At 68.8% G+C, this 13,179-nt stretch carries 12 protein-coding genes; 7 read left to right on the forward strand and 5 right to left on the reverse strand.

Annotated elements, in window-relative coordinates; genetic code table 11:
* Window positions 1-18: 18 nt before the first annotated feature.
* The gene (locus tag AB0K60_RS33845; protein WP_364064613.1) at window positions 19-1,563 is read left to right on the forward strand and encodes a sugar ABC transporter ATP-binding protein; all 1,545 of its coding nucleotides are present in this window, start codon (window positions 19-21) and stop codon (window positions 1,561-1,563) included.
* Window positions 1,548-2,639: an ABC transporter permease gene (locus AB0K60_RS33850; RefSeq protein ID WP_364064615.1), complete on the forward strand. Its 1,092-nt coding sequence runs from the start codon at window positions 1,548-1,550 to the stop codon at window positions 2,637-2,639. Before AB0K60_RS33845 ends, AB0K60_RS33850 begins: the two co-directional genes overlap by 16 nt.
* Window positions 2,640-2,952: 313 nt before the next feature.
* On the opposite strand, the gene AB0K60_RS33855 is transcribed toward AB0K60_RS33850, so the two are convergent.
* A complete protein-coding gene (locus AB0K60_RS33855; RefSeq protein ID WP_364064618.1) occupies window positions 2,953-3,819 on the reverse strand; it encodes a hypothetical protein in 867 nt (288 codons plus the stop codon).
* A gap of 491 nt (window positions 3,820-4,310) precedes the next feature.
* Between AB0K60_RS33855 and AB0K60_RS33860 the strand changes: the two genes are divergently transcribed.
* The 4 genes from AB0K60_RS33860 (at window position 4,311) to AB0K60_RS33875 (ending at window position 7,650) form a co-directional block, all read left to right on the forward strand.
* Window positions 4,311-5,057: a dienelactone hydrolase family protein gene (locus tag AB0K60_RS33860; protein WP_364064620.1), complete on the forward strand. Its 747-nt coding sequence runs from the start codon at window positions 4,311-4,313 to the stop codon at window positions 5,055-5,057.
* A 31-nt stretch (window positions 5,058-5,088) separates the two neighbouring features.
* The gene (locus AB0K60_RS33865) at window positions 5,089-5,367 is read left to right on the forward strand and encodes a DUF6295 family protein (protein ID WP_364064622.1); all 279 of its coding nucleotides are present in this window, start codon (window positions 5,089-5,091) and stop codon (window positions 5,365-5,367) included.
* 692 nt (window positions 5,368-6,059) lie between these two features.
* Window positions 6,060-6,677 carry a hypothetical protein gene (locus tag AB0K60_RS33870; protein ID WP_364064625.1) on the forward strand — a complete coding sequence of 206 codons (618 nt, stop codon included), beginning with the start codon at window positions 6,060-6,062 and terminating at the stop codon, window positions 6,675-6,677.
* A gap of 67 nt (window positions 6,678-6,744) precedes the next feature.
* Entirely contained in the window at window positions 6,745-7,650 is a 906-nt protein-coding gene (locus tag AB0K60_RS33875; protein WP_364064627.1) for a DUF72 domain-containing protein, read from the forward strand.
* Window positions 7,651-8,011: 361 nt separating this feature from the next.
* Here the strand turns inward: AB0K60_RS33875 and AB0K60_RS33880 are convergent, their stop codons facing one another.
* The 3 genes from AB0K60_RS33880 to AB0K60_RS33890 form a co-directional block, all read right to left on the reverse strand.
* Complete coding sequence (locus AB0K60_RS33880) at window positions 8,012-9,718, reverse strand: amidohydrolase family protein (protein WP_364064629.1); 1,707 nt, start codon at window positions 9,716-9,718, stop codon at window positions 8,012-8,014.
* A gap of 407 nt (window positions 9,719-10,125) precedes the next feature.
* A complete protein-coding gene (locus AB0K60_RS33885; RefSeq protein WP_364064632.1) occupies window positions 10,126-10,920 on the reverse strand; it encodes an inositol monophosphatase family protein in 795 nt (264 codons plus the stop codon).
* Window positions 10,921-11,017: 97 nt separating this feature from the next.
* Entirely contained in the window at window positions 11,018-11,497 is a 480-nt protein-coding gene (locus AB0K60_RS33890) for a hypothetical protein (RefSeq protein ID WP_364064634.1), read from the reverse strand.
* Window positions 11,498-11,719: 222 nt separating this feature from the next.
* On the opposite strand from AB0K60_RS33890, the gene AB0K60_RS33895 reads away from it, so the two are divergent.
* Window positions 11,720-12,547: an alpha/beta fold hydrolase gene (locus tag AB0K60_RS33895; RefSeq protein ID WP_364064636.1), complete on the forward strand. Its 828-nt coding sequence runs from the start codon at window positions 11,720-11,722 to the stop codon at window positions 12,545-12,547.
* A gap of 1 nt (window position 12,548) precedes the next feature.
* Here AB0K60_RS33895 and AB0K60_RS33900 read toward each other — a convergent pair whose 3' ends face one another.
* The gene (locus AB0K60_RS33900; protein ID WP_364064639.1) at window positions 12,549-13,040 is read right to left on the reverse strand and encodes a hypothetical protein; all 492 of its coding nucleotides are present in this window, start codon (window positions 13,038-13,040) and stop codon (window positions 12,549-12,551) included.
* Window positions 13,041-13,179: the final 139 nt, after the last annotated feature.

The following is a 13,179-nucleotide window of genomic DNA, read 5'->3' on the forward strand; positions in this document are numbered from 1 at the left end:
GAGGGGGTATTCGGCGCGATGCATCGCCTGGAAGCCCGGAACGTGTCCAAGACGTTCGGCTCGACCAAGGTCCTCCACGACGTGGGGCTGCGGGTCGCGCCCGGCGAGATCCACGCCCTCATCGGGCAGAACGGATCGGGCAAGTCGACCGTCGTCAAGATCCTGACCGGGTACCACGCGCCCGACGCCGGTGCCTCCCTGACGCTGGACGGGCGGCAGATCCCGCTGCCCGTCCAGTGGCGCAGGGCGAGCGAGCTCGGGATCTCGGTGGTGCACCAGGATCTCGGGCTGCTCGACCAGCTCACCGTCTCCGACAACATCGGCATCGGCGGCTACCGCCACTCCCGGTTCCTGCGGCGCATCGACTGGCGCAGGCAGGCCGAGATCGCCCGCGACGTGCTCGCCCGGCTGGATGTGGACATCGACCCGCAGACCCCGGTCGCGGCGCTGTCCGCGACGCGCCGGGCCGAGGTGGCGATCGCCCGCGCGCTGCGTGAGCACACCCCCGGCACCGGTCTGATCATCCTGGACGAGGCGACCCGCGCCCTGCCGCGCGAGGAGTTGGTGAAGTTCCACGCGCTGCTGCGGCGGGTCGTCGCCGAGGGCACCTCGGTGCTCATGGTGAGCCACAACCTCGAAGAGGTCCGTACGCTCGCCGACCGCGTGACCGTCCTGCGCGACGGCACGGTCGCGGGGGCCGGGCTGCCCACGGCGGATCTCAGCGAGCAGGACATGGCGCGGCTCATGCTCGGCAAGACCGTCGGCACGCTCAGCCCCCGTGGCGTCGATGCCGCCGACCGGCCCCCGGTCGCCGTCGTCACCGGCCTCACCGGGGACGGGCTGGGCGAGGCCGAGGTGTCGCTGGAGGTTCGTGAGGGCGAGGTCGTCGGGCTCACCGGCCTGCCCGGCTCGGGCTTCGAGGCCATTCCGTACCTGATCACGGGCGCCCGCCGGGCCGGCGGTGGCACGCTGCGTACCGACGCCGGCGAGCTGCCGCTCGACCGGGCGACGGTCGCGCAGTGCATGGCGGCGGGCGTCAGCCTGGTGCCCGAGCGCCGCGAACGCGACGGGCTCGCCTTCGAGCTCAGCATCCGCGACAACATCGCCCTGCCGTCGGTCCGCAGCCGCGGCAAGCCGTGGTTCGTGCGCAGGGGCTGGCAGGACGCGCAGGCGGACGAGCTGATCGGCAAGCTCGCCATCCGCACCCGCTCGTCCGCGACGCTGGTGAAGGAGCTGAGCGGCGGCAACCAGCAGAAGGTGTTGTTCGCCAAGTGGCTGTCGCTGCGGCCCAGGCTGCTGGTGCTGCACGAGGCGACGCAGGCCGTGGACGTGGGCGCGCGCCAGGACCTGCTCACCGCGATCCACGAGGTCGCCGACACGGGGGTGGGGGTGCTGTACGTCAGCGGGGAGCCGTCCGACCTCGCCGACGTGTGCGACCGCATCCTCGTCCACCGGCCCGGCCAGCCCTTCCTGGAGCTTCGCGACGTCACGGCGGACGCCGTACTCGACGCAATCTACGCCGGCACGACCACCGCAGGAGGCTCCCAGTGCGGGAACCAGTGAGCGAGACCGCGGCAGAGCGGCTCAGCACGGACGACGACACGACCCATCGGCTCGTGGCCGACGGCGGCGGGCCGCCGGAACCGGCCGAGGCGCCGAAGCGCGTGACGCTGCGCAGCCGGTTCGAGCCGCGCTGGCTGCACGTGATCACCAGCCGGTACGCGCTGGTGATCGTGTGGCTGGCGGTGGCGGTCCTCTACTACGCGCTCATGCCCGGCACGTTCGGGTCGTGGGGCGCGGTGCGGGCGATCTTCGGCGGTCAGCCGGTGCTCGTCTTCCTCGCCATGTCGGCGCTGATCACGCTGATGGTGGGCGAGTTCGACCTGTCCATCGCCTCGATCATGGGGCTGGCGGCGACGATCGTGCCCGTGCTCGCCGGGCTGCACGGGTGGAACATCTGGCTGGCCTGCGTCATCGCGCTCGCCGCGTGCGCGCTCGTCGGCGCGGTGAACGCCTTCTTCGTGGTGCGCCTCGACGTGTCCTCGCTCGTGGTCACCCTCGGCGCCGGGACCCTGGTCACCGGCATCTCGCAGGCCATCTCGTCGTCGAACGTCGTCTCGGTGCAGGACAAGCTGTTCAGCGACATCACCGGCTATCCGGTGCTCGGCATGCCGGTGTCGTTCTACTACGGCCTGGCGCTCACGGCCGGTATCGCGTACATCATGGCCTACACGCCGCTGGGGCGGCACATCCTGTTCGTCGGGGCGAACCGTGAGGTGGCGCGGCTCGCCGGCATCCGGGTGGATCGGATCCGGGTGGGGGCCTACATCATCTCGTCGGTGGTGGCGGGCATGGCCGGGCTCATCATCGTGTCCACGCTCGGCGGCTTCGACTCCACGACGGCGACGCAGTACCTGCTGCCCGCCCTCGCGGCGGTCTTCCTCGGGACGGCGGTCGTGCATCCGGGGCAGTTCAACCCGATCGGCACGCTGATCGCCATCTACTTCCTGTGGACGGGGATCTTCGGGCTGCAGTTGCTCGGGTTCGCCGGGTGGATTCAGAACGTGTTCTACGGCGGGGGGCTTGTGGTGGCCGTCGCGCTCGCCAAGATCGTGCGAAACCGCTCCACGGCCACGTGAGGGTTCGGTGCACCATGACCGGCCCGGATGCTTCGGCGTCCGGGCCGGTTCCACTGTCACCTGTTGCCGACACCGATCAACCTGCACCGAATCAACCGAGGGACCCGCAGACCGGCTTCGGCCGAGCCCTTACCCTCCTCCTCGCGCCGCTCGCCCTCGGCTCCGGCGCCTCGGTACTTGTCCGCTCCCCCGCCTCGCCGCTTTGAAGATTTGGTGGACCGTGACCTGCCCGGATGCTTCGGCGTCCGGGCCGGTTCTCACTGTCACCCGCTTTGCCGACACTGATCAACCCCGCCGATCAACCTGCATCGGATCAACCGAGGACCCGCAGGCCGGCTTCGGCGGAGCCCTTACCTTCCTCCTCGCGCCGCTCGCCTTCGGCGCCGCCCTTCTCCGGCGCCTCGGCACTTGTCCGCTCCCCCGCCTCGTCGCCTTTCCGCTCCTGCGGCTCGGCCTCGGTCTTTCCGGTCGGAGCGGCGTTTTCCTTCTTCTCGGTCTTCTCTGTCGTGTCTGCCTTCTCCGCGTCCGCTCCGGTGGCGCCGCCGAGAACCTTGCCCACACCGCCGGCGAGGTCGCCTGCTTTTCCGACCGTCTCGCCCGCCGTCTTCCCGACCGTCTCGCCCGCGGTCTCGGCCGTCTTGCCTGCTACGTCTCCTGCCTGCCCGCCTACCGATTCGGCCGCTTCCCCGGCCCCGCTCGCCGCCTTGGCCGCCTCACCGCCGACCTTGGCCGCGGCGTCGCCTCCTGCCTTCGCCGCGGTGTCCGCCGTCGCCTTGACCTGCTCCTCCGGGTGGCGCAGGGTTTCGGCGCGCTGGTGGATGGCGTCGCTCCACGCGTTGATCTGCCTGCTCGCGGCGGCCACCATCGCGGTCTTCCCGGCGTCGAGCAGATCCTCACGGAGACGACCGGCCAGCTTCTCCAGTTCCGGTGAGCCAAGAGCCTTGACGCCCTTGTCCACCACCTTGCTCTTGCGACGCAGCCCGGCCACACCGGCCGCCGCCAGCGCGCCCGGGACTCCCAGCTTGCGGTGTCGACCGAGGCAGTAGCCGACGGCGGCCGCCAGGCCAACCTTGACAGCATTTTTCATGATTCCCCCTTGTGACGGCTGCGCCGTACGGGAGAGCTCGGCGCGCGTTTCCTCAAACAGGCCCCTGCCCGAAAGGTGGATATAAGAACACAAATATTCATAAAACAGACATCGCTGCCCTGTATCGAAGGCTCGGGGCGGAGCCGCGTCGCGCCAGGGTCCATATCCGCCCGACCGCCGAACGCCGACAGCGCGGCGAAGGCGGGGCGCACTCGGTCTGACAGCCGGGCGCGGAACGCTATGGTTCCCTGCCGTTGTTCCGCTTCACCCTGTGGTCGCGATCAGCACGGCGAGCGGGAGCAGCACCCCGGTCGGCGTAGCCGGAACCCCGTCGCACCGGCGACGCGCGGCCTCTGTCCGCCGGTCCGGCCCGATCGTGCCGCGCGCCATCATCACCTCCGGGGGGCCGCAGGTAAGCCTGTATCAGGAGTCGGGCCGTCGCGCGGGGGCACATCCGCGTATTCAGGGTCATATGGCACGATGTGGCCTGCGTATGACGGGAACCGACTCCGGCCGGGGCCGCAGGAGCACGCGGACGTTCAAGGCGTTGCCGCGCCCGGTCGCGCAGGGAAGGATGCCGAGCCATGAGTGATGCGATGTGGGCCGGAACGGTGGCGTTCGCCGGGCACGAGGGCGCCGAACTGGAGGCGTACCTGGCCCGGCCGCTGAGCGAGGAGCCGCGGGGCGGGGTCGTGGTGATCCACCATTTGCCCGGGTACGACGAGCCCCACAAGGAGATCACGCGGAGGTTCGCCTCGCGCGGGTACGCGGCGGTCTGCCCGAACCTCTACTCGCGGGAGGGAAAGGACGTCAGCCCGGACGACCAGGCGGCGGCGGTGCGTGCCCGGGGCGGCTTGCCGGACGAGCAGGTCGTCGGCGACGTGGCCGGTGCGGCGGCCTACCTGAACTCGCTCGACCACGCCAACGGCAGGATCGGGGTGATCGGGTACTGCTCGGGCGGGCGGCAGACGTTCCTGGTCGCCTGCTCGCTGCAGATCGACGCGGCCGTGGACTGTTACGGGGGGTTCGTGGTCAACCCGCCGCCAGCGGATTCCCCGTTCGCCATGACGCCGCTGCTGTCGAAGGCGCCGAATCTGTCCTGCCCGCTGCTCGGGCTGTTCGGCGCGGACGACAAGTTCCCCAGCCCGGACGAGGTCAAGGTCTTGTCGGACGAGCTCGACCGGCTCGGCAAAGAGCACGAGTTCCACACTTATCCGGACGCGGGGCACGCGTTCTTCGCCGTCGACCGGTCCGCGTACCGACCGGCCGCGGCCGTGGAGGGGTGGAAGAAGGTCTTCGAGTTCTTCGGCCGCCACCTCAGCAGCTCCTGACATCTCAGCACTCGACTGGAGACATCGGCATATGTGCACCTATCTGACTGAGAAGTTCGAGTGCGAAGGCGCGGGCAAGGGCGGCTCCGGCTGGTTCACCCTCAGCGAGGGACGCGTCTACGTCGACCACCCCTACCACGCCTGCCTTGAGCACACGGTGAACATCGACTTCGTCAACCCGGCCGAAGGCCCCTCGGCCCGCGTCGCGGTCGAGCTCACCGAGGAGGCCGCGCTCGCCCTCGTGGACGCCATCCACAAGGCCCTCGCCGCCGCTCCCCCTGGCCTGGCGTCCACCCGGCGCTCCGGCTGACCCGAAAGGATCAACATCACCGGCCTCGTGGCGATGTGGCAGTGGATCGGCGACGAGGGCGCGACCACCTTCAGCTACTGATCGCCCCTTCCCGATCCACCCGCCACCGCACCGCGCGGCCCCTCCCCTGGATCGGCCTGGCGAGCCGGCCGCCGTACCCACGGCCGGTTTTGGCGATTTCCGGCGCTTTGCCGCGGCCTGCCCGCCGGACCACGTCAGCGATCGGGCCTCCGCCAAGTGGCCCACGCCGACATGTCGCCGCCTTCCCACCGGGACTTCGCGTCCCACAAACGCTTCGCCTTGTCCACGCAATCCGGGCAGACCACCTGCTCGACCGAACGCGCCACGGCCTCCGGCGACGGCTCCCGCATCGTGGCCGCCACGGTCATCCCCAGCGGCAGATTCGTCTCTGGATCATGCCGAAATTTGAAGACTTCCCCTGGTTTGTAGGCGAAAGTGCGCTTGCACAGGTGACACGTCCCGATCGTTGTGATTCGTCCGTCTGACATGCGACGACGCCCCCCTTCACCAGCACTGTACAACCGGCGCATTCCAGGAATCAGGCACAGCAGACCGAGTAAGTGGACCGAAATCGTCTCCCCGGACATCACCGCGGCGGCACAAGGCCCCTCCCGACAAGCGGCGTCGGTCGCGCCTGCACGGCCACGCCGCCGGGGATGCGACCATGGACTATGCGTTTTGAGCTGGTGGTGTGGCACGAGCCGAAGCCGATCACGCGGGAGCGGGCCGCGGAACTGCGCCGGCGCTTCGCCGACGGCGAGGACGCCACCCCGCACCCGGGCGTCGCGGCCTTCGCCGAGGCGCTGTCGGCGCTCTTCCCCGAGCCGAAGGTGCGGATCCACCCCGGCCACGCGGTGGTGACCATGGCTCCAGAGATCGCCGACGCCGTCTCCACCGAGGCGTACTCCCTGGCCAGAAAACACGGACTGGTCTGCTACGACCCGGTACGCGACCTCGTGCACAACCTGGAGCCGGTGGGCGTCCACCCCGACATGCAGTTGCGCACCGGCGACGGACTGATGATCACCAACCCCGATCTGACCCTCGTCAACGACGCCCTGGCCACCCTGTCACCGCACAACCCGTTCCTCGCCCTGGTCAACTTCGGCCGCCACTTCCTCCAGGTGTCACCGGAACCGGGCGGCTACGAACTGGAGTACCGGGACAGCGTCACGGGCCGCATGCACCGCACCACCGTCGCCGACCTCGCGGAGCTCAGGCGATGCTTCGCCGAGTACGCCACGGGCGACCACGCCTTCCTCGGCAGGCACACCTGGACGATCACCTAGCGCCCCGAGCCCGCATTCGGCCCGCCGGGTTCCGGTACCGCGCGCCCGCTCGGGCACGTACCTGCCTATGGGACGAATCCTGGTCGGCACCGCCTCCTGGACGGACAAGACACTCATCGCGTCGGGCTGGTACCCGGACGACGTCACGACGGCACAGCAGCGCCTCGCCTACTACGCCGCCCAATTCCCGCTGGTCGAGGTGGACGCCACCTACTACTCGCCGCCCGCCGAGACCACCGTCTCCCTCTGGCGGGACCGGACGCCGCCCGGATTCACGTTCAACGTCAAGGCGTTCTCCCTGCTGACCCAGCATCCGACCCGGCCCACGGCGCTCTACAAGGACCTGCGCGAGCGGCTCGGCGAGCCGAAGAAGAACCTCTACCTCCGCGACATCGACCCGGCGATCGCGGACCAGGTGTGGGAACGCTTCCTCGCGGCGCTCACGCCGCTGCACGAGGCGGGCAAACTCGGCGCGATCCTGTTCCAGTTTCCGCAGTGGTTTCCGATCGGCAAGCGCAACAAGCACTACATCCTCGAATGCAAGGCCCGCTGCGCGCCCATGCGGATCTGCGTCGAGTTCCGCAATCACACCTGGATGAGCGAGGAGAACCAGGCCGAGACGCTCGACTTCCTCAGCTCGTACGGCGTGCCGTACGTGAGCGTCGACATGCCCCAGGGCCACCCCAGCTCGATCCCTCCGGTCCTCGCGGCCACCGCCGACCTGGCCGTCGTACGGTTCCACGGCCACTCGACAAAGTGGACCAGCAAGAACATCTACGAGCGTTTCGGCTACCGCTACAGCGAGGAGGAACTCCGGCGGTGGACGCCGAAGCTACGCCGCCTCGCCGAGGACGCGCGAACCACGCACGTGCTCATGAACAACTGCTACCGCGACTACGCCCAGGTCAACGCCGCCCAACTCGCCCGCCTGCTCCGCCTGTCCACCCCCGAGGCCGCCACGGCACGACGATGACACGATCAGCGGACTCCATCGGCCGGACCGGCACCAGCCGGCCGAAGCCCCGCTCGGTCGCAGCCGCAGTTCGATCGGGTCCATGCCGATCTGCCAGGCCAGCTCGTCCATGGCCGATGCGGACACCGGCATCGGACGGCCGCCACCCCCGGCCGTCCCCCGGCCATCACGCCAACAGCGGAACGCGGAGTCGGCCCAGCGATGGGCGACCCGCTCAGAGCAGGTCGCGGGCCTCCTCGCCGTCCTCCCGCCCCGAACCCGCGCCCAAATCCCCCGACGATCTCGGCGGCACAGCCGAAAGCCCCCGCCCGAGCGGGGGCTTTCACATCCGACAGCGGTTCCGAGCCCGACCGGGGACGCCTCAGTGCCGCCGCGTCAGTTCGCCGGAGTCGTACACGATCTGCCCGCCCACCGTGGTGAGCAGCGGCTTGATCTTCTTGATGTCCTCGTCGCGAACCGTGCGATAGTCCCGATCCAGCACGACGAGATCGCCCAGCTTGCCGTTCTCGATCGTGCCCAGTTTGTCCTCCATGTTGAGGAACCAGGCGTTCTCCCGCGTGTACAGGCGCACCGCCTCGTCCCTGCTGATCTGCTGCCCGTCATTGATCAGGTTCCCGAGCGCGTTGCGGCCCGTGGTGGCGTAGTAGACGCCGTACCAGGGATTGAGCGGCGCGATGTGCACCCCATCGAGGTGGATCCCGGCCTTGATGCCGTGGTCGAGAATCGCGCGGAACGGCGCGCCCGCCGCGGGCCCGTTGCCCGCCACATAGCTGTACGCCCCGCACTGCACGGCGCCGCCCAGCGCCCGCAGCCGATCGAGCAGTTCCGAGGTCACCACCGGCACGTGATCGATACGCCAGCGCAGCTTCGTGATGTCGTACTCCGCGTTGACCGCCTCATACCCGGCGATCTCCGCCTCCAGCTGGGCCAGGTTCAGCGCCCGGTTGGTGTTGCGCCACCCCGCCTGCGCGATCAACTGCTGGGCCTTCGTCCACGCCGGCCCGCTGCCGTCCCCGGGCGCGCCCCACTCCCCGATCCCGCCGGTCATCATCAGGTCGTCGCCGAACAGCTGGAACTGGTTGTTGAGCCGCTGCGTGAGCTCGGGCAGGTTGATGTCGTTCTGGTTGTGCAGGAAGTTCATCTGCAGCCGGATGAACGTCCGCCCTTCCCGATGCAACGCGAGCCACGAGTCGTACATCCGATAGTGGTCGAAGTTGGACAGAAGCTGCCCGGGAGCCGGCGGCCCGATCACCGGGAACCCCACCTGGTCCTGCACGGCGGTGATCCCCACGCTCGCCGCGTAGGCCATCGCGTCGAGCGTGCTGCGCTTCTTGTCGTCGAAGGTCTGCGTGCGCCGCACGTTGTACAACGCGGCCGTGGCGTTCGCACCGGCCGCGATCAGCCCGTCCGCGCCGACCACGACCGGCACCTCGGCCGCCTCCAGCACCGCCTTACCCTGGCTGTTCGTCGCGGCCGGACCGCTGAACCCCTGGAACAGCAGCACCGGCCGATCCGGCACCGCGGCGTCCAGCTCGGCCAGGTTGGGCAGCCGCCGCTCGGCGAACATGTTCGGATGCCAACCGCCCATCGCCGTGATGAACCGCCCCTCCGGCACGTCCCTGCGCCGCGCGCTGAGCAGCGCCTGGATCCCGGCGATGTCGCCCGCGTTCTCGATGACCACGTGGTAGCCGGGCCGGATCGCGAGGCTGACGAAGTGCACGTGCGCCTCGATCATCCCGGGAATCACGGTACGGCCCCGCAGATCGATGACCTTGGCGTCCCGCGAGACCAACTGCTTCAACTGCCCGAGCGACTGCCCCACCCCGACGATGCGCCCCTGCGCGACGCCGACCGAGGACACGGTGCGATCGCGGTCGTCAAAGGTACGGATCTTTCCGTTGTGGAGGATCAGATCGCCCTCGGGCGTCGTCCGCCCGTTCCCCCGTCCCGCCGGGTCGGCCGCCACGCCCGCCACCGCCGTACCGGGAACGGCCATCGCGCCCCCGATCGCCACCGCGCCCGCGCCGAGGATGTTACGCCGGGAGACCCCACGTCGGTCCATGCTCATTCGAACCGCCCTTCGTTGTTGCATCGCCGACCGTACGGATCACCCGAAAGAGCATCCTGTGGAGATCGATGACGCCCTGCTCGAACCGGGCACGCCGTACCGGCGTCATCGAAGGAGCCGACGCGCAGACCCTCACGGCCGCAGCGAATCGCCGAGGCCGGCGACCGGTCGGAGGACGAGTTTCCCGCTGGCGCTCATCCGCCACCCAAGCCCTTCCTGCCGCAGAGCTCTCGGCTTGAAGTTTCTGTTTCAACTATCCGCCGGAAGATCGGCAGTGGCAAGGGCGAGATCACAGCCTATTTACGTAGCTTGTGCGGCTTCGGCCGCTAAGCTCCCCGACGACCCGCCGCCCGCGCTCGACACACCGCACCGGACCTGCGAGGACGCCCTCACGAACCCCCGGTAACTCACCCCAGAAGAAGCGACCGCACGGTGTCCCAGCACCCCCGATCGGCGGCGGCAAGCAGACCGGGCCTCGTCTCCACGGGCCGATACGGGCTGTCATCCGGACGCCGCGCACAACCGCCCGCCTCGTGCAGCAGCAACACCCCAGGCGTGTGATCCCACGGCAGCGTCCAATGGAACAACACAAAGTCCAGCTCATCATCGACAAGCCAGGCATACTCCACCCCCGCGCTGCCGACGCCCGGCCCGAAGCCGGCGAACCGCGCCCCCGCGGCCTCGACCCGCGCCCTCTTCGCCGGATCGAGATACTTGCTGAGCGCCACCCCCCGCAGCGCCGCCGGATCGGCCGGCGCCGGCTTCCTGTGCAGCCGACCGCCGTCCCGCCAGGCCCCCGCCCCCCGCTCGGCGACGTACACGCGCCCTTCGACCGGCAGCACGATCCACCCGGCGACCGCCTCCCCGCCGCGCACCAACGCCGCCATCACCGCGTACTCCACCCGGCCCGCGACGAAGTTCGCCGTCCCATCCAGCGGATCGACCACCCAGGCCTCCGGCGCCTCCCGCAGCGCCCTCAACAACCCGGGATCCTCGGCAACCGCCTCCTCGCCGACCACCGGCGCGTCCACCACGTCACGCAACCGCCGACTGATCAGCTCCTCGGCCTCCCGATCGGCCACCGTGACCAGCTCCCCAGGCGACTTCTCGGCGACCTCCCCCTCCCCCAACGCCCGGAACCGAGGAAGAATCACATCCTCGGCAGCGCCGACCAGGATCTCGGTCACCTTGTCGATCCACATGCCCACGACCCTAGCCCTGCCTCACCACGGATCAGCGGGCGAGAGTACCGGGCCAACCTGGTCAACGACGTTCAAAGTAGGTTCGAGATGCGCGATGTCACTCTCGGGCCGCGCCCTCCGGCCATATGACGAGCACCGGCAAACCTCGCGACCTGGCCTCCTCCACAACATCCGCGGTCCCACCGGCCCCTGCCGAGGGCTGCCCATCCCACACGGCCACCAGCTCGTCAATGGAGCTCAGTACCGCTTCGTTCGCCGCGACGTACGCCTCGCGACCCGCATGGTCGAAATCCATCACGCGAACTCGGTCGGCCTTGGCCACCAGAGCGTCGAACTGTTCGACATGGTCTGCCTTGACCTTGGATGCCCGGTAGTCACGCGACGGCAAGACCACCTCAAGCGAACCCCCGACATCGAGTACGGCCTCCGCGAACAGCGAGTCCGCACCCCGGGCGACGCAGGACACGCCCACTACCCCACCGTCCACTTCGCGGAGCCGAGAACGAAGCGCCTGAGACACGAGCTCCGCCGTATCCGCAGTCAAATCCATGTGGCCGGTCACACCGATCCGCACCAACAACATCTCCTATCCGATGAAGGCATCTTCCTAGCGTGCCAGCGTCTCCCGAATCTGCCGACGAATCACATTGCGTCGCCTCTCGAGTTCACCGTAAGACCCTCGGAGCTGCCCACACATACCCAATCAGATCGGTTTTGACCTGCGCTTCCTGCCACTGCAAGGGAGACGACGTGATTACTTTGAGCTGTCAGGACCCAGGCACTTCATATGCTTCTGTACGTGACCTCGATCACCCGGGAAACCACCCTGCGTTCCCTCGACGGCCTCCACCTTGTCGGAACACTCGTAACATCGGCCGAATCACCTCGTTCCGGCGTGGTCCTGCTACACGGGGGTGGGGTGACGCGTGAGGAGGGCGGGTTCTTCACTCGGTTGGCGGCCGGATTGGCCGAGGCGGGTGTGGCCAGCCTGCGCTTCGACCTTCGTGGCCATGGGCAGAGCGAAGGGCGGCAGGAAGACCTCACCCTGTCGGCCATCCTCAACGACATCCGCGTCGCGCTGGCACATCTTCGCGAAGCAATCGGCGTGGCGGACATCAGCCTGCTCGGCACGAGCTTCACCGGTGGGATCACCGCCTACTACGCCGCCAAGTGTCCAGAGGAGGTCTCCCGCCTCGTTCTGTTCAACCCCCAGTTGAACTACAAGAAGCGGACGGTTGACAGCCGTCCGTTCTGGCGGAACGACCAACTGACCGAGGAAGCAGCGACGCGACTTCGCGACCAGGGCTACCTACATCACTCGCCAACCCTCAAGCACGGGCGAGCAATCTACAACGAGGTGTTCTGGCTGCATACCCATGAAGTGCTGGGCGAGGTGGCCGCCCCGACGCTCATCGTGCACGGCACCGAGGACACATTCGTGCCGGTGGAAGCGTCGCGGGCGGCGGTGTCCCAGTTTCGAGCGCCGTGCCGACTGGTGGAGATCGAGGGTGCCCAGCACGGTTTCGCCGTGCACGACGACCCGCGATATCTCAACCCGCAGAGCCAGGAGTGGCAGGCGTTCGTCATTCGAACGGTGGCCGAATGGCTGTCGCAGGAAGACGGCTAAGTCAACCGCGCAGCGCCTCGCCCAGTTCCCTCGGGCCTGGCCGGGTGGCCCACGGACCGAGGGAACGAACAACGCGCCCCAGCTCCCGTTTCGTACGCAACGAGTTGGTGGCGTCGGCGAGCCGTACGGACGTCAGCCCAACGGCGGCGGCTTCGTCGGGTTGGCCGGCCAGGGCCAGCGAGTAAGCCCGGCGAGCCAGGAAATACCCCTGATCCCGGCGAGAGAGCGACTTATCCCGCAAGACCTCGTGGTACAGGCCCGCCGCCCGTGCCGGTTGTCCGGCCTCGATGTAGCAACTGGCGGTCTGCAAGGTCAGGCCGGCCCGGCTGTAGTGACCGCTGAGTTGTCTGCCGCCGCCATCGTCATGACCACTCTCGAAGTCGGCAAGCAGCCGATGGGCTTCGCCGAGTGCCCGTTCCACCTTGTCCATGGGCTCACCGACCATTGCATAGCCCCGGGCCTGCTGTTGCGCGACTTCCGCCCTGATCTTCACCGGCAACCGCCACCGCTCATGACCGGCTGCTTCGGCCAGGGTAATGTCGCCGGATCTTGAAAGCTGACCCCCTGGGGTACTTTGAAAGTTAACCCCCCTCCGAGATCTTGGAGGGTGCTGAAAGTGGAGGACTGGGCCG

This window comes from Thermopolyspora sp. NPDC052614, assembly GCF_040678635.1.
Taxonomy (GTDB): domain Bacteria; phylum Actinomycetota; class Actinomycetes; order Streptosporangiales; family Streptosporangiaceae; genus Thermopolyspora.